The sequence below is a fragment of the uncultured Ruegeria sp. genome (assembly GCF_947504215.1).
Lineage (GTDB): Bacteria > Pseudomonadota > Alphaproteobacteria > Rhodobacterales > Rhodobacteraceae > Ruegeria.
On the sequence record NZ_CANNGO010000005.1, the window covers coordinates 29313 to 44379 of the forward strand.

Sequence of the window (15067 nt, forward strand, 5' to 3'; positions counted from 1 at the left end):
TTTCCACTTTTCGCTGCCTGCATGGCATGACACGTCACCCAAGGCGATCACGAGCAGACACGCCACATCACCGGCGCTCTGCGCGTTCTCTTTCATCCGGACTGTAACCGTCGGCTCTGGCATCTCACCAGATCTGCTTGTCACCCCTAATACCGGGGCCGCTCGCGGGCTTACGGATCACAGTCCGCATACCGCCGGTGGGGAATTTCGCCCCGCCCTGAGAACAGAGAGAACCTTGCCAAGGTGCCACCGGTTCTGCAAGAGATTTTGTCAGGAGAACAGCCATGCACCCCAACCCCGCCTTCCGCGCCGAAGAGCGCGCTCGTCATATTGCGTTCGCACGGGATCGCGCCTTTGGCGTTCTGGCTTTGTCGACCGAGGACGCACCGGCCCTGAGTCACGTTCCGTTTCTGCTGACCGAGGATGGATTGCAGGCCGACCTACATCTGGTGCGCTCGAATCCTATCGTGAGGATGCTGAAACGGCCACAAACTATACGGATCGCGGTGTCGGGTCCGGATGGGTACGTTTCGCCAGATTGGTATGAGATCGCGGATCAGGTTCCGACCTGGAACTATGTGGCGGTGCATTTGACCGGCCAGCTTGAGCAGTTGCCGCACGACGCGTTGCTGGATTTGCTGGATCTGCAGTCGGCCTTCTACGAAGAGCGACTGCTGCCCAAACCCCCATGGACCACTGGAAAGATGTCCGACGAAGCCTTGGCCAGAATGATGCGCATGATCGTTCCGTGCCGGATGCGGGTCGATGACATTCAGGGGACATGGAAGCTGAACCAGAACAAAACGGACGAAGTGCGTCTTCGGGCGGCCGATCAGATGTACGCGCACGGTTTTGGGGGCGAAAAGGAACAGCTGGCCACGTTGATGCGCAAGACGTGACCAACGTCGGTGCGGGAAACCGTCCTACTGGGAGTTGAACGTGGCAAGAAAGGCCGCGATGTCTTCGGCACCCTTTTTCAACTTGACGCTCATGTTGGGGCGGGCTGTTTCGTCATCCAGATAGGTTTTGATGAATCCGATCGGGTCTTCGGAATAGTCGGCGATGTTTTCCTCGGTCCAGACGAGCCCTGCTTCGCCGGCGCGGATCATGTCATCGGTGAACATACCAATCGGCAGGCGGTCGCTTCCATAGCGATAGTCAACCTCGGATCCGGCAACGCGGCCGACGACACCATAGAGATTCGGTCCGGTTATTCCGCCTTTCACCAGAACCTCGCCGTCCCTGATGATGGCATGGCAGGACGAACATCGGTTGTAGAGCTTTTCACCTTTAGCCGGATCACCAGATGCTATGGCTTGGGTGGAAAGGGCTGACATGAACAAAATTGCGATCAAATTGACCTTTGACATTGGGTTTCTCCTGATAGGAGTTCGCGCGCAGCGGACTTACTTGCGATCGCGCAAAAAGTGCAACAGGAAACCGCTGCAGAAAAATATCTATTTAAAAATAATGATTTAAGACGGTAATTTCTTCCTAAGGCAGTAAGATGCTTCGAGAAAATCGGAAGGTCGGCCGGAAAGGTCGTAAGTCGCCTGAATACCTTCAAGTCGGCTCAAAAGGCCCCGCGTCGGAGTCGCGACATGGGTCGAATCAGCACCGTTCCATTCGCTGCGGCTACAAAAGATGTGGCTGCGAGACATCAAAAAAAACCCGTTGCGGCGTGACATAATGCCCAGATGCGGCGTATTGCGCATTTAAGAGCGCTAGACGAACTCTATTCTCCCCGATAGATAGCGCGGTTAAGACGCCGCATTCGTGCGGTGCGCGAGCTATTTGCCCGTTCGCGGGCGCCAGAAAATCGGAGATAACCTCGTGTCCCACGCAGAAGACCACGAAGGCACCCGCAGAGACTTCCTCTACTACGTCGCTGGCGGCGCAGGTGTCGTAGCAACAGGGGCCGTCGTCTGGCCCTTGGTGAATCAGATGAACCCCTCGGCGGACGTGCAGGCGATGTCCTCGATCCGTCAGGATGTGAGCGGGGTCGAGCCGGGTACGCAGCTGACCGTGAAATGGTTGGGTAAGCCTGTCTTTATCCGTCACCGCACCGGCGTTGAAATTCAGGAAGCAGCGCAGCAGGACGAAGAAGGGCTTGCCGCTCTGCCCGATCCGCTGGCGCGCAACGCGAACCTGAACCCTGATGCACCGGCAACCGATGCCAACCGCGTCATGCCCTCGCCCGAAGGCGAAGCGCCCGGCGCCTGGATCGTTCAGATGGGTGTTTGTACCCACCTGGGCTGTGTGCCTCTGGGTGATGCCGGTGATTTTGGCGGTTGGTTCTGCCCCTGCCACGGCTCGCACTACGACCTGGCCGGCCGTATCCGCAAAGGCCCAGCGCCTGAAAACCTGCCAATTCCGCCCGTAGAATGGGTGGACGCCTCCACCATCAAACTCGGCTAAGGGAGACCCAGATGTCCGGAATTCCCCACGATCATTACGAGCCGAAGACAAACGGCGAGAAATGGCTGCACAGCCGCCTGCCCATCGTTGGCCTGCTGTATGACACCCTTATGATCCCGACCCCCAAGAACCTGAATTGGATGTGGATCTGGGGCATCGTCCTGACGTTCTGTCTGGCGCTGCAAATCGTCACCGGTATCGTTCTGGTGATGCACTATACCCCGCATGTTGATATGGCCTTTGCCAGCATCGAACACATCATGCGCAACGTGAATGGCGGTTACATGATCCGCTATCTGCACATGAATGGCGCGTCGCTGTTCTTTGTGGCGGTTTATATCCATATCTTCCGTGGTCTCTTCTACGGGTCCTACAAAGCGCCGCGTGAAATCACGTGGATCATCGGGATGCTCATCTATCTGATGATGATGGGCACCGCATTCATGGGCTATGTTCTGCCTTGGGGTCAGATGTCCTTCTGGGGCGCGACCGTGATCACCGGTCTGTTTGGCGCTATCCCGTTTGTGGGTGAAGCGATCCAGACATGGTTGCTGGGCGGACCCGCCGTGGATAATGCCACGCTGAACCGTTTCTTCTCGCTGCACTACCTGCTGCCGTTCATCATCGCGGCGCTGGTGGTCGTGCACATCTGGGCCTTCCACACCACGGGCAACAACAACCCTACGGGTGTTGAGGTGCGTCGTGGCTCCAAGGCGGATGCTGAAAAAGATACGCTGCCCTTCTGGCCCTACTTCGTGATCAAGGACCTGTTTGCGCTGGCCGTCATTCTGGTCGTGTTCTGGGCCATCGTTGGCTACATGCCGAACTATCTGGGCCACCCGGATAACTATATCGAAGCCAACCCGCTGGTCACGCCTGCGCATATCGTTCCCGAATGGTACTTCCTGCCGTTCTACGCGATCCTGCGGGCCTTCACCGGCGAAGTCTGGGTCGTGCAGATCGCAAGCTTTGTCACCGGTGGTATCGTTGACGCCAAGTTCTTTGGTGTTCTGGCGATGTTCGGTGCGATCCTGGCAATGGCGCTGGCACCCTGGCTGGACACATCCAGCGTGCGTTCGGGCAAGTACCGCCCGATGTTCAAATGGTGGTTCTACCTGCTGATCGTCGACTTCTTTGCCCTGATGTGGCTGGGTGCGATGCCTGCCGAGGAGCCCTATGCGACCTTCTCATTGATCGCATCGGCCTACTGGTTCGGTTACTTCTTTGTGATCCTGCCACTTTTGGGCGTGATCGAGAAACCCGAGGTTCCGCCGGAAACCATCGAAGAAGACTTCAACGCGCATTATGGCAAGGCTGACGCTGACGCCACGCCGGCCGAGTAAGAAGAGGGACCGGAAACCATGTTCAAGAAACTTGCAATCGGTGCCGCGTTTGCCATCGCCCTTACTCCTGCTGCGTCTTACGCAGCAGGCGGCGGCGAGCAGCATGTCGAGGATTTCCACTTTTCTTTCGAAGGGCCTTTTGGCACTTGGGATCAGAACCAGCTGCAGCGCGGTCTACAGATCTATACCGAGGTCTGCGCAGCGTGCCACGGCCTGCAATATGTTCCCCTGCGTGACCTCGAAGCGTTGGGTTACTCGGAAGAGCAGGTCATCGCATATGCGGCAGACAACTTCGAAGTGTTTGACCCTGAGTTGGATGATTTCCGTCCAGCCATCCCAACCGATCACTTCCCTGCCAACAACGGTGTTGGGGCGCCGGACCTGAGCCTGATGGCCAAAGCCCGCGCTGGATTCCATGGACCTTACGGTCTGGGGATCAATCAACTGGTCAAAGGCATGGGGGGCGCGGAATATGTCGCGTCTTTGCTTGACGGTTACACCGGCGAGGAAAAGGAAGAAGCAGGCACGATCCTGTACGAAAACAAAGCCTTCCCCGGTGGCTGGATATCAATGGCGCCTCCGTTGTCGGATGAGCAGCTTGATTTCGCTGACGGTCATGCCAATACGGTTGAGGCCATGTCAGAAGACGTGTCCGCCTTCCTGATGTGGGCGGCTGAGCCGAAGCTGATGGATCGTAAAAACGCGGGTTTTGTCGGCGTGATCTTCCTGACTGTGCTCTCGGTCCTGCTGTACCTTGTCAACAAGCGTCTGTGGGCGCCGGTCAAAGGCCGCAAACACTAAGGTCTTCCCGAGATCTGAATTCTAAGACCCCCGCACCTGATGGTGGCGGGGGTTTTTTTGTGGTCGGGCAGAGGGGCCAGCCCCCTCTTGGTCTGCGGTCAATTCAACCCCGGGATATTTTTGGACCAGATGAGGGGGCGGCTTTCGTTCAGGCCTTTAGCTGTGTCGCGGTAGTTCCTGAGATCTCAGCTGTCACGATCTGCCCTTCGGTTTGCGGCGCGTCAAATGTGACTTCTGAGAACTGCTCGGTTCGGCCCATATGGGGGTTTTCCATCAAGATGTGATGGGTCTTGCCGATTTGGGCCTGCAGATGCTTGGTAACCTGTGCCCCCCCCGCAGCGCGCAAACGAGCAGCACGGTCTTTGATCACGTTGCCATTGACCTGCTGGGGAATGCGCGCCGCAGGCGTGCCCTCACGTTTGGAGTAGGGAAAGACGTGCAGCCAGGTCAGATCGCATTCGGTGATAAGCTTTAGCGAGTTTTCAAAATGGGCACCGGATTCGGTTGGGAACCCAGCAATAATGTCGGCTCCGAATGTCATTTCCGGTCGCAGCTTGCGCGCCTCTTCGGTGAATCGGATGGCGTCATCGCGCAAATGGCGGCGCTTCATGCGTTTGAGAATCAGGTCATCGCCATGTTGCAGGGACAAGTGTAGGTGAGGCATCAGCCGCGGTTCGGTCGCGATGGCCTGCATCAGGCTTTCATCCACCTCGATCGAGTCGATTGAACTGATGCGCAATCGTGGCAGATCGGGCACCAACTTGAGAATCCGCATGACCAGATCGCCCAGTTTGGGCTGCGCAGGCAGGTCGGCGCCCCAGGACGTCAGGTCTACGCCGGTCAGCACGACCTCATTATAGCCCCGATCCACCAACCGCTTGATCTGATCCACGACAACGCCTGCAGGGACGCTGCGCGAGTTGCCACGGCCATAGGGGATGATGCAGAAGGTGCATCGGTGGTCACAGCCATTCTGAACCTGCACATAGGCACGGGACCGGGTGCCGAAACCGTCTATCAGATGGCCCGCTGTTTCCGTGACCGACATGATGTCATCGACCTGAACAGCCTCGGTCTCGCCAATGAAGTCTGCGGTCATGCCTTTCCAGGTCTCGGGCTGCATCTTCTCGGTATTACCGATGACCGCATCAACCTCATCCATTTGCGAAAATGTCTGTGGTTCGGTCTGGGCTGCGCAGCCGGTGACGATCAGGCGTGCATCCGGGTTTTCCCGACGCAGTTTACGAATCTCTTGTCTGGCTTTGCGAACAGCCTCGGCAGTCACGGCGCAGGTGTTTACGATAACCGCATCCTGCAAACCTGCCTGTTGTGATAGCTCCTTCATCGCCTCGGTCTCGTAGGCGTTCAGGCGGCAGCCCAGGGTCGTGAATTTGGGCGCGTTCATCGTACGGAGTCCAGGAATTCCGCCGTCAGCGTGCCCGAGAACACGTGGCAGGTGGGACCGGTCATCCAGACGCCATCCTCGCGCCAGTCAACCCAGATTGTGCCGCCATCCAGTTCGATCTGAACTTTCCACCCGGTCAGGCCTTTACGGGCAGCCGCCACGGCCGTCGCGCAGGAAGACGAGCCAGAGGCAAGCGTGATTCCCACGCCGCGCTCCCAGACGCGCATGCGAATGTGGTCGGGGCCAATGATCTGTGCAACCTGAACGTTGGTGCGTTCCGGATAGAGAGGATGATATTCGTATCGCGCACCGAATTCTGCCAACGGAATGGCCTCGGCATCTTCGACAAAGAACGTGCAATGAGGATTACCCATGCCCGTCGCCGTCGGCCCGCCCTCAATCGGCAGTTCTAGTGTGTCCACCTCTTCAGCCAATGGGATTTCGTGCCAGTTTAGCTGCGGTTCACCCATATTGACCGAGGTCAGCCCGTCACCAGCATCTTTGGCAAGCAGCGTTCCCCGTTCGGTTGTCAGAGTCAGTTCGGATTTCCCGGTCTCGTCCATTAGAACGCGGGCGATGCACCGGGTGGCGTTGCCACAAGCGGCCGAGGTTGAACCGTCAGAATTATAGAACACAAGATGCGCGTCAGCGGCGCCGTTTTCTATGACGGCCAGCTGATCGAATCCCACGCCAAACTGCCGGTGCCCAATTCCTCTGGCCAGCGTCGGCGTAATCGGTGCCGCATGCGCGCGCGCGTCCACAATGACAAAGTCATTGCCTAGCCCGTGCATCTTCATAAAGGGCAATCCGGTGTCGTATGCTTGTGGCATGGCGGGCATATAACGTCGTGCGTAAGATGAATCCACCCTGTCGCGTAGATTCCTTAAAAAAGGGGTTGACCCCTCGGTATCACCTGCCTAATTAGGCCGCCTATCGGGACGCTTGAAACACTGATTGTGATGGCGAAACGAGGCGCAAAATAAGGACTTGAACCCAGTTGGGCAATTGTCTTAGAGAGCGCCACGGATCGAACAGATCCAGAAAAGAGTGGGCCGTTAGCTCAGTTGGTAGAGCAACTGACTTTTAATCAGTGGGTCGCAGGTTCGAATCCTGCACGGCTCACCACCTTTTCCAATGATAACAAATATTTACACGGAATCGTGTAGAGCGCGCTTCGCGACGTGCGGCGTGCCGGAAGCAATACGGGAGCACTGTGACAAAGATTGAAGTGTGCCTATTGGATCACAATGGTATCGCGCGGCGGCAGATCGAATAAGTCTTTAGAGATATTCGCCTGAATCGAAAGTGCGATAGTGTCGAATCCACGATGTACTACGTGCATTTTGAGGTCTCCTTGGGTTCCTGTATTTCCAGAGGGGGGTGCTACAATCACCCCCTCTTTCGGCGAATGCCACGCGATTTGGTTGAGGTTTGGAAAGGGGCGGGCGCTGACGCGCCCTTCGATAGTGCCTCCGGCGGGGCAGCTATTGTTTTGGGGCCAGGCTGGACGCCCGGCGGATATCATTGGCTGGCTGCTGCCTGCTTGCGCGAAACCCAGTTTTCTGCACATTCCGCGCATTTGGCAACGTTGAGCAGGTCATTGTGAGAGAAGGAGCAGGTGGTGCGCCAGTCGCCCTCTGCGTTCTTGTGAGACCGCGAGATATCGACGGAAAAGAAGCCGTCATTGTCCCAGATCGTTGCGGTTATGAGCCAGATTTTGAATTTGAAGGCTGGTTTTTGTGACATGAGTGTCTCCTTTTTCTGAACCATTTGGCAGACACAGAAAGGGCGCGAGGTGGCGACACCCCGCGCCCCTAAGAGCCATCCGGCCCCAAAAGTCCCGCTCAGCGCTGCCAACTCTGGGCGGGCAAAACTCTTGCGTCAGGAAGGTGCAGCGCTGGTATTGGCGACCCGCTTTTCGGCAATCCACTTTTGCAGATCACTGCGCGTGTAACGGACAGACCGACCAGAGACCTTTATAAACATCGGCCACCACCTCGAACGCGCCAATTCTGCAATGCGCGTACGGAATAACAGAGACAGTTGGCGGCTTCTTTCTTGTCGATAAGCCGGTCGAAGTAGTCTGGATCAATCTGTGCTTGCATGGTTGCCTCGCTGCATGTCGTTTCATTGCAGCCAACATGTAGCGTAGGCGCGGATCAATCTAATGTCATATATGGCTCAAAATCTGTCCATTTATGACATCCCTATTTTTTAAGGCCAAACACGCGCAATGTCGCGTTGCCGATGGTCTGCGAAGTCGAGGTTTGCGGTCCTCATCGACCCAGAAGAACGCGTACATGAAACTAAAGAAATCACTCTTGTATGGTTGTTCTTCGTCCAGCTCGTCGTAGCGATGGGTCTCCATCGGATTACGGACAGTATAGCGCTGGAAGACCTGCGCGAGCCGCTGGATTGTTTCTTCCAGGCTTTCGTTTTGTTTGCGGCGCGCACGTGGTCGTTTATGGTGTTCTAGTGCTTCTCTGATCAGGAATTGAATCTTCGGCAGTGTTTCTGGAACTGAATCGACGAGATATTCGCTGTAGCCCAGTCCTTCGTGGCCGGACCCTAACAATTCCTCAAAGTATTTTTCCGGCTCATTCCCCATACCGACTTCGTCAAATTCTCATTGGATGGAAGGCGGCAGGCTGGAAAGCTGATCGAGCAGGGACGTGACTGATTTGTTCAGCTTATCATAGATTGCTTTGCGTTCTCTGGAAGGGAGAGGCGCTATACGCCGGTTTGTTGGTTGATAGCGCTCGGCAATCGCTTCGACACTTGCAGCAAACCCCTCTGCAATGGGCAGCGGGAGCTTCATTTGGCTCCACATTTGTTCGAAGTCTAAAGCGGTTTTCTTGTCCTGATTATCAAGCATTAGTTCTGAGCCTGTATATGTATCATTCTTATGGTTGCTTTGTGATACCCTATGTAACGTAACCTATACGTAGGGCGCTTAACTCCTTGGTGCAGCTCCTATTTAAGGTAACGTTACCGCACAACCCGCAGAGGCATGGCTCTTACATCCTTACGAACCGCGCGGGCCAATCGAGCAGCAACCGATCCGGCCGCGCGCTGAACGGCATCATCGGCAAGGTGGGCATAGCGCAGGGTCGTGGTTAGGTTTTTGTGCCCCATAATCTCTTTCAATGTGAAAGGGTCGATCCCGTCTCTCATGGCGACGGAGACATAGGTGTGGCGCACGTCGTGAATGCGGACATCCTCCAACCCTGCCGTCTTACGTATACGCCGCCACGGCTTTTGCAGGTTGTTCAAAGGGCCATCATCTGACTCCCCTAATATTACATAAGGGTTTCCGGATTTCCGGGGCAATTCCATCAGGATGTCATAGGCTTCCCTCGGCAGAGGAATGCGACAACGTCGCCGCTGCCCGGTTGGCCTGATATGGCGTTTCGCGCAGTCCGCGATGGAAGGCCAATACGTCAGCGCGGGTCACTTCGGCAATTGGGATGGGTCCAAGCTTGGGCCGGATGAACCGGCGGATTACGCTGTGATAGTCGCGGGCGGTTGTCGGTTTGCAATGCTGATCGACATATTCCTCTAGGAAACGGTCACAAAGCCCCGCAACCGTCGGGGCGCGCCGCTTGGCCTGCCTCTGGGCGGAAGGGTCCGATCCGCGCGCCACTCGCCCAAAAGCTGCTTGGCCTGTGTCCGCGCTTCCTCAGCCGTCAGAACGCCATGTTGGCCGATAGTGATCCGCCGCGTCCAGCGACTGGCTCGGTACTGAACCAGATAGGTCTTCTTGCCGGAGGGATTGACCCGCAGCCCAAAGCCGCGCATGTCCCGGTCCCAGACAAGGTATTCCTCGGTCTCAACGGCAAGCCCCTCAACTGCGCGTTTGGTCAATTTGAACATATCCAGAACACTCCTTGCTTCCAGCCTGCTTCCGGAAGCTATGAAGTGGTCCCACCTATTCGGACAGTTTTGCAGCGTTTCTAAGGTGTATCTGGTTTAGGTTTCATGCTGCTCTTTGCTCTTCCAAGCCGATCCTATATGCCCCGTCCGACGTTCGTCGATCAAGCGCGGAATGGGGCCGCTCGGCGTTGTAGAATGCCATCCAGTTTTTGACGACCCTTCGGGCCTGGAAGCCATTAGTGATCTCTTCGAGATAGATCGCCTCCTGCTTCAGGCTGCGCCACAGCCGTTCGATAAAGATGTTGTCCAGATAACGGCCACGCCCATCCATTGAGATGCGCATGCCTGCCTCGGTCAGCATTGTGGTCCAGGCCGATCCCGTGAACTGCGACCCTTGATCTGTATTCATGATCTCGGGCGGGCCGTGTTTTGCGATGGCTTCGTTCAGGGCATCGACGCAGAAGTCGGCATGCATCGTATTCGACAGCCGCCAACTCAGGACCTTGCGCGACGCCCAATCCATGATCGCCACGAGATAGAGCAATCCGTTTCGCACTGGCACGAAGGTTATATCGGCGCACCAGACCTGATTTGGCCTCTCGATCTGCATCTTCCTGAGCAAGTATGGATAGACCGGATGCTGGGGATGCGGCTGGCTGGTCCGAGGGCGTTTGTAGATTGCCTCTAGGCCCATCTTCGCCATCAACCTTCGGACGCGATACCCAGAGTGGAATCTTGTAATCCGGGCGGCTCTCGGTATGGATGCCCCCTCTCTCTGGAAGCATTTGAAGAAATACCGCGTTTGTTGGCATTGATTGACGATATGTTCGATGCTGCGAAAACGAGACCCCCAGCCGAGAATTGAATCGTGCCCAGCACTTTCTATTCGCTCATTCAGAACCACACGACTAGAACAGATTACTATTTTCATGCGGCAGCTTTGTCCGCGATCTGTAAATTCCTCGTTCCTGGGATATTGCACACGCGGCGAATGTCTCCTCTGACGGGCCGCACCGCGGCATCGAACCTGTCCTACGGATGACCGCTTGGGCCAGTAACGCGGAAACTGCAGAAGATTTTCTCCAGCAAGAGGCAGCGTTTTCTAGACGGCCCTGCGACTAAAGATGCGCGCCGGTATGCGCGGAATTGTCGTTCAGGATTGCGTTAATAAATAGCGAGAACAGTTCGCCCTGCGAGCCGATCCGCAGTTTGACGTAGATGTTGCGCCGATGGATACGAACGGTTCCGGGCGAGATCCCGAGTTTGTTGCCTGTGGCCTCGGCGGAATGGCCTCTGAGCGTCATTTCAACGACTTCCCTTTCACGAGGGGTCAGCACGCCTTGTCCGATCGAGTGAAAAGCCTGTTCGATGCGTTCTTCCCGAGTTTGTTGATCACCACCCTCATCGTCACGCGCAAATCCGCGCCAATGCGCTTCGGATGCAGTGCGGACGATCGGCCAAAAGCGCTTCAATGCTCGGATCTCGGCATTTGAGAACCGCTTTTGCTTGCGCATGAGCGAAATTACAACGTTCAACCGGCGGTCGGCGTGGACAAGAAAACCGATCTCCTCGGCAAGTCCAGTTTGGCCATAGTAGCTTCGATAGTATTCACCTTGATAAAACCGATCCGGCGCTATCTCGCGCAACCGCCAAAGGCCCTCCTCGGTGTCGTCGATTGTCGCCAGAAAGAAGGGGTCGAGCAGGTATGGGCCTTCCAGGTATTCGGTGACATGCAGACGACGTCGTTTCGGCGTGAAGTCGTCGTAAAGCGCCAGAGGTTTCGACGACCCGACATACCCGAAGATCACCGTGTAGTCGTAGGGCGTGATCGCCTGAAGCGCCTCGGCCAGAGCACCGGGAAACCGCGAGGTCTTGAGCGTTTCGACAAGACGTGCCGCGTGTTCGACCCACTCCATCCGCTGTAACCCATTTCATCCGATATATGCATACTCATCTATAATATTTGATATATTTACACAACGGCCCCATTCGACGGACGATTGGCTACGCTATCATATGGCTTGTGGGTGGATATTTGACTTCAGATGCTACGAATATGAAATATGAGCCGGTTGTGCGAAACGACACGTCTTCGGCGGTTGCCGAGCTGCGGCACGTTTCAAAACGCTTTGGCGATGTAGAGGCGGCACGCGACTTGAATCTTAGCGTCGCTCCCGGTGAGTTCCTGTCGTTCCTTGGCCCATCGGGATGCGGAAAGACGACCGCGCTCCGCATGCTTGCCGGTTTCGAGACGCCGAGCGAAGGCGAGGTTCTAATCGATGGCGAAGTGGTGAACGCCCTTGAACCCTTCCGACGACCGGTCAATATGGTTTTTCAAAGCTATGCCCTGTTTCCGCATCTAAGTGTCTTCGACAATGTGGCCTATGGGTTGCGCCAACGCCGACCCAGGCTTTCGAGCTCCCAGATCTCCGAGAAGGTCGAACGCACTCTCGATGTCGTGCGGCTGGTGGAATTCGGAAAGCGGCGAACCTGGGAGATGTCGGGTGGCCAGCAACAGCGCGTCGCCCTTGCGCGGGCTATCGTCAATGAACCGAAACTCCTGCTGCTGGACGAGCCGTTAGCGGCGCTGGACCGCAAACTCAGAAAGACCATGCAGATCGAATTGCAGGACCTTCAAAGACAGCTTGGCATCACGTTCATTCTTGTCACGCATGATCAGGAGGAGGCGCTGTCACTGTCAGATCGGATTTGCGTGATGCGCGACGGGCGTATCGTGCAAATCGGAACTCCAAGGGAGCTCTATGATGCCCCAGCGTCGCGCTATGTCGCTGATTTCGTGGGCTCCTCAAATTTTTTGGAAGGCAGTATCGAGAGCGTCGCAGGCGGGCGTGCAGAATTCACTGATGTTTCAGGGCACAGGTTCGCCGGGCAGGCCGGTCCAGGGGTCGAACAGCGCGTGCGTGGCACGCTCAGCTTGCGGCCCGAACAGATCCGCATCTCGCGAGAACCGCTTGACGGAGGTCACCCGGTCACGGTCCAGAACCGCATATTTCTTGGAGAACATACGGAATACGTGGTGCGACATGAAAAGATCGGCACCTTTATTGTCCTCGCCTCCCGGCGGGCTGAGGATCGTGAACAACCCCTCGATGCCGGCACGCGGGCCTATATCGCGTGGAATCCAGACGCCGCCCTGATCCTTCGGGCGGATTGATCATGACACCTGCCAATGGGAGAACGACATGAGAAACGATGACACGATTTCCAAGAAGACGTTCATGGAAGAATTGCGGCGCTACGAGAAAGGCTCGGTCACGCGGAGGCATTTCCTGGGAGTAACCGGTCTTGGCGCCGCGACAGCGGTAATGGGCGCGGCAATTCCCACCTTGCGGCCACAGCCCGCATTCGCACAAGACATCGGCGATCGCGCGATCCTGGCCACCTGGCCGAACTATCACGATCAGGCCAACTTTGATGCCTTTACAGATCAAACCGGCGCCGCGGTGCAGGTCAACGTCTTCGGATCGAACGAGGAAATGCTTGCCAAGCTACAGGCAGGTGGGTCCGGTTGGGACGTTTACGTGCCAACGAACTACACGATCACGACCTACGTAGAAGAGGATCTGATCGAACCGCTCGATCTGTCCAAACTGCCGAACTACGATCCGGCTGCTTTCGACGCCCGTTTTTCGGACGCCGGGATCGTCGACGGTGTCGTTTACGCGGTGCCCAAGAATTGGGGCACGACCGGTATGGCGATCAATACGTCACAAAACGGGGGCGAGGCATTCGACAGCTGGAAGCAATTCTTTGACCGCACGATGGACGACTACTCGGGGCGGACGATGGTGCATGACTATCAGCTTACCACCATCGGTGCGGCGCTAAACTACCACGGCTATTCCTTCAATTCTGTCGACGCGGCAGAACTTGCAGATGCCGAGAAACTGCTAATCGACGTCAAGCCGCATCTTTTCGCGATCACGTCAGACTATCAGCCGGCCATGCGGTCCGGCGATGCCTGGTTGACGATCTGTTGGACCGGCGACGGCAAGCAACTCAACACCGACATCCCTGAAATCGCCTTCGCGCTTGGCAAGGAAGGCGGCGAATTGTGGAGTGACTACTACGCCATCCCGAAAGGTGCGCCGCATAAGGAAGCCGCCTATGCGCTGATCAATTTCATGCTGGATCCCGAGGTCAACGCGCGCGAGGTTCTGGCGCATGGCTATCCCGTTGCCGACAGCCGCACCAATGCGCTGCTGCCCGAAGCGATCCTGAACGATCCGATCCTTTATCCGGCGGCTGAAAAGCTCGATGCGCTTGAATTCGGAGCGGCGGCAACGTTGACGGACCCAAACCGCGCCGAACTTCTTGCGCGCTTCAAGTCGGCCTGAGTCGGGCGGACGGGCATGACACAGCGCACGCGGAACTGGTTGCTGATCGCGCCCTCGGGAGCGCTGCTTCTCGTGATGCTCGTGCTGCCGCTCTCGTTCGTCTTCGTCTTCAGCTTCGGCGAGCGGGGACTCTCCGGCGGATATGTCCCGGCCTTTACGCTTGAGCAATACGCCAACCTCCCGGCACGATGGACGGCATTCAAGAACACGCTGATCCTAGCGCCGCTAGGGACGCTCGCGGCGCTTCTGATTGCCTATCCGCTGGCTTATCAGCTGGCGGTCAGGACCGATCCGAAGTGGAAGACCCTGCTTCTGGTTCTTGTCATCGTGCCATTCTGGACCTCGATCCTGATCCGCAGCTACGCGTGGATCTACATCCTTGGCGGGCAGGGCTTACCCGCGCTTCTGGAAAGTGTCGGTATTGAAAATGTCCGGCTGATTTATACGCCCTACGCTGTCACCATCGGCATCATCTACGGTTACCTTCCGCTGATGGTCTTCCCGATCTACGTCGCGCTTGACCGCTTAGACACAGGATTGCTGGAAGCATCCAGCGATCTTGGTGCAAGACCACTCACGACTTTGCTGAAAGTGACCTTGCCGCTGTCACTGCCCGGCGTGGCGACCGGCTGCATGCTGGTTTTCATCCTGTTGATGGGAGAATTCCTGATCCCAGCGCTGCTTGGCGGGGGCAAGGTGTTCTTCGTAGGTAACGCGCTGGTGGACCTGTTCCTTCAGTCGCGCAACTGGGCATTCGGCTCGGCGGTTGCTTTCACGCTGATCGTCATCATGCTGATCACAATCACGATCTACATGCGCCTCATCGCGCGGCTTCAAACCGGCCGCGAAGATGTCGCGGTGATGTGAGG

Annotated in this window: 17 protein-coding genes, 1 tRNA gene, 1 pseudogene and 1 riboswitch; of the genes and pseudogenes, 8 read left to right on the top strand and 11 right to left on the bottom strand. The window is 56.6% G+C overall.

Going from position 1 to position 15067, the window contains the following annotated elements; genetic code table 11:
- Positions 1–80: 80 nt before the first annotated feature.
- Positions 81–229: riboswitch (FMN riboswitch) on the bottom strand.
- Positions 230–284: 55 nt separating this feature from the next.
- Positions 285–899: an FMN-binding negative transcriptional regulator gene (locus Q1B21_RS10775; protein ID WP_299889248.1), complete on the top strand. Its 615-nt coding sequence runs from the start codon at positions 285–287 to the stop codon at positions 897–899.
- A 24-nt stretch (positions 900–923) separates the two neighbouring features.
- Here the strand turns inward: Q1B21_RS10775 and Q1B21_RS10780 are convergent, their stop codons facing one another.
- On the bottom strand, positions 924–1370 hold the full coding sequence (locus Q1B21_RS10780; RefSeq protein WP_299889250.1) for a cytochrome C: 447 nt from the start codon (positions 1368–1370) through the stop codon (positions 924–926).
- Between the two features lie 463 nt (positions 1371–1833).
- Between Q1B21_RS10780 and petA the strand changes: the two genes are divergently transcribed.
- From petA to Q1B21_RS10795, 3 genes are read left to right on the top strand one after another with little or no spacing between them, the layout of a single operon-like run.
- A complete protein-coding gene (petA, locus tag Q1B21_RS10785) occupies positions 1834–2418 on the top strand; it encodes a ubiquinol-cytochrome c reductase iron-sulfur subunit (RefSeq protein ID WP_299889252.1) in 585 nt (194 codons plus the stop codon).
- Positions 2419–2429: 11 nt separating this feature from the next.
- Positions 2430–3761: a cytochrome b gene (gene petB / locus Q1B21_RS10790; RefSeq protein ID WP_298937925.1), complete on the top strand. Its 1332-nt coding sequence runs from the start codon at positions 2430–2432 to the stop codon at positions 3759–3761.
- 18 nt (positions 3762–3779) lie between these two features.
- Entirely contained in the window at positions 3780–4562 is a 783-nt protein-coding gene (locus tag Q1B21_RS10795) for a cytochrome c1 (protein WP_299084971.1), read from the top strand.
- A gap of 148 nt (positions 4563–4710) precedes the next feature.
- Here the strand turns inward: Q1B21_RS10795 and mtaB are convergent, their stop codons facing one another.
- Together mtaB and dapF are read right to left on the bottom strand one after the other, a co-directional pair.
- Positions 4711–5967: a tRNA (N(6)-L-threonylcarbamoyladenosine(37)-C(2))-methylthiotransferase MtaB gene (gene mtaB, locus Q1B21_RS10800; RefSeq protein WP_299889255.1), complete on the bottom strand. Its 1257-nt coding sequence runs from the start codon at positions 5965–5967 to the stop codon at positions 4711–4713.
- Positions 5964–6806 carry a diaminopimelate epimerase gene (gene dapF / locus Q1B21_RS10805; protein ID WP_299889257.1) on the bottom strand — a complete coding sequence of 281 codons (843 nt, stop codon included), beginning with the start codon at positions 6804–6806 and terminating at the stop codon, positions 5964–5966. The genes mtaB and dapF overlap by 4 nt, the downstream gene beginning before the upstream one ends.
- A gap of 210 nt (positions 6807–7016) precedes the next feature.
- On the opposite strand from dapF, the gene Q1B21_RS10810 reads away from it, so the two are divergent.
- Positions 7017–7092 (top strand) — tRNA-Lys (locus Q1B21_RS10810).
- A gap of 396 nt (positions 7093–7488) precedes the next feature.
- Here Q1B21_RS10810 and Q1B21_RS10815 read toward each other — a convergent pair.
- The 8 genes and pseudogenes from Q1B21_RS10815 to Q1B21_RS10850 form a co-directional block, all read right to left on the bottom strand.
- On the bottom strand, positions 7489–7713 hold the full coding sequence (locus Q1B21_RS10815) for a hypothetical protein (RefSeq protein WP_299889259.1): 225 nt from the start codon (positions 7711–7713) through the stop codon (positions 7489–7491).
- A 424-nt stretch (positions 7714–8137) separates the two neighbouring features.
- A complete protein-coding gene (locus Q1B21_RS10820; protein ID WP_299889261.1) occupies positions 8138–8575 on the bottom strand; it encodes a hypothetical protein in 438 nt (145 codons plus the stop codon).
- 18 nt (positions 8576–8593) lie between these two features.
- A complete protein-coding gene (locus tag Q1B21_RS10825; RefSeq protein ID WP_299889263.1) occupies positions 8594–8842 on the bottom strand; it encodes a hypothetical protein in 249 nt (82 codons plus the stop codon).
- A 113-nt stretch (positions 8843–8955) separates the two neighbouring features.
- Complete coding sequence (locus tag Q1B21_RS10830; protein ID WP_299889265.1) at positions 8956–9303, bottom strand: tyrosine-type recombinase/integrase; 348 nt, start codon at positions 9301–9303, stop codon at positions 8956–8958.
- Positions 9304–9310: 7 nt separating this feature from the next.
- Positions 9311–9610, bottom strand: a complete 300-nt coding sequence (locus Q1B21_RS10835; RefSeq protein WP_299889267.1) for a hypothetical protein — start codon at positions 9608–9610, stop codon at positions 9311–9313.
- Positions 9526–9840, bottom strand: coding sequence for an Arm DNA-binding domain-containing protein (locus tag Q1B21_RS10840; protein ID WP_299889269.1), 315 nt, complete (start codon positions 9838–9840; stop codon positions 9526–9528). Before Q1B21_RS10840 ends, Q1B21_RS10835 begins: the two co-directional genes overlap by 85 nt.
- 103 nt (positions 9841–9943) lie before the next feature.
- Positions 9944–10558 (bottom strand): annotated as a pseudogene (locus Q1B21_RS10845) (IS3 family transposase); the annotation flags it as partial.
- Between the two features lie 400 nt (positions 10559–10958).
- Positions 10959–11756, bottom strand: coding sequence for a LuxR C-terminal-related transcriptional regulator (locus Q1B21_RS10850; protein ID WP_299889271.1), 798 nt, complete (start codon positions 11754–11756; stop codon positions 10959–10961).
- A 140-nt stretch (positions 11757–11896) separates the two neighbouring features.
- On the opposite strand from Q1B21_RS10850, the gene Q1B21_RS10855 reads away from it, so the two are divergent.
- The 3 genes from Q1B21_RS10855 to Q1B21_RS10865 are packed head-to-tail and all read left to right on the top strand — an operon-like array spanning position 11897 to position 15065.
- Positions 11897–13015 carry an ABC transporter ATP-binding protein gene (locus tag Q1B21_RS10855; protein ID WP_299889273.1) on the top strand — a complete coding sequence of 373 codons (1119 nt, stop codon included), beginning with the start codon at positions 11897–11899 and terminating at the stop codon, positions 13013–13015.
- A gap of 28 nt (positions 13016–13043) precedes the next feature.
- Positions 13044–14198 carry a PotD/PotF family extracellular solute-binding protein gene (locus Q1B21_RS10860; RefSeq protein ID WP_299889275.1) on the top strand — a complete coding sequence of 385 codons (1155 nt, stop codon included), beginning with the start codon at positions 13044–13046 and terminating at the stop codon, positions 14196–14198.
- A 15-nt stretch (positions 14199–14213) separates the two neighbouring features.
- The gene (locus tag Q1B21_RS10865) at positions 14214–15065 is read left to right on the top strand and encodes an ABC transporter permease (protein ID WP_299889277.1); all 852 of its coding nucleotides are present in this window, start codon (positions 14214–14216) and stop codon (positions 15063–15065) included.
- Positions 15066–15067: the final 2 nt, after the last annotated feature.

Excerpts from the sequence above, each read along its gene's own strand:
- Q1B21_RS10775 (WP_299889248.1), top strand. The coding sequence starts at position 285 with ATGCACCCCAACCCCGCCTTCCGCGCCGAAGAGCGCGCTCGTCATATT.
- Q1B21_RS10780 (WP_299889250.1), bottom strand. The coding sequence starts at position 1,370 with ATGTCAAAGGTCAATTTGATCGCAATTTTGTTCATGTCAGCCCTTTCC.
- petB (WP_298937925.1), top strand. The coding sequence starts at position 2,430 with ATGTCCGGAATTCCCCACGATCATTACGAGCCGAAGACAAACGGCGAG.
- Q1B21_RS10795 (WP_299084971.1), top strand. The coding sequence starts at position 3,780 with ATGTTCAAGAAACTTGCAATCGGTGCCGCGTTTGCCATCGCCCTTACT.
- mtaB (WP_299889255.1), bottom strand. The coding sequence starts at position 5,967 with ATGAACGCGCCCAAATTCACGACCCTGGGCTGCCGCCTGAACGCCTAC.
- dapF (WP_299889257.1), bottom strand. The coding sequence starts at position 6,806 with ATGCCCGCCATGCCACAAGCATACGACACCGGATTGCCCTTTATGAAG.
- Q1B21_RS10815 (WP_299889259.1), bottom strand. The coding sequence starts at position 7,713 with ATGTCACAAAAACCAGCCTTCAAATTCAAAATCTGGCTCATAACCGCA.
- Q1B21_RS10820 (WP_299889261.1), bottom strand. The coding sequence starts at position 8,575 with ATGGGGAATGAGCCGGAAAAATACTTTGAGGAATTGTTAGGGTCCGGC.
- Q1B21_RS10825 (WP_299889263.1), bottom strand. The coding sequence starts at position 8,842 with ATGCTTGATAATCAGGACAAGAAAACCGCTTTAGACTTCGAACAAATG.
- Q1B21_RS10830 (WP_299889265.1), bottom strand. The coding sequence starts at position 9,303 with ATGGAATTGCCCCGGAAATCCGGAAACCCTTATGTAATATTAGGGGAG.
- Q1B21_RS10840 (WP_299889269.1), bottom strand. The coding sequence starts at position 9,840 with ATGTTCAAATTGACCAAACGCGCAGTTGAGGGGCTTGCCGTTGAGACC.
- Q1B21_RS10850 (WP_299889271.1), bottom strand. The coding sequence starts at position 11,756 with ATGGAGTGGGTCGAACACGCGGCACGTCTTGTCGAAACGCTCAAGACC.
- Q1B21_RS10855 (WP_299889273.1), top strand. The coding sequence starts at position 11,897 with ATGAAATATGAGCCGGTTGTGCGAAACGACACGTCTTCGGCGGTTGCC.
- Q1B21_RS10860 (WP_299889275.1), top strand. The coding sequence starts at position 13,044 with ATGAGAAACGATGACACGATTTCCAAGAAGACGTTCATGGAAGAATTG.
- Q1B21_RS10865 (WP_299889277.1), top strand. The coding sequence starts at position 14,214 with ATGACACAGCGCACGCGGAACTGGTTGCTGATCGCGCCCTCGGGAGCG.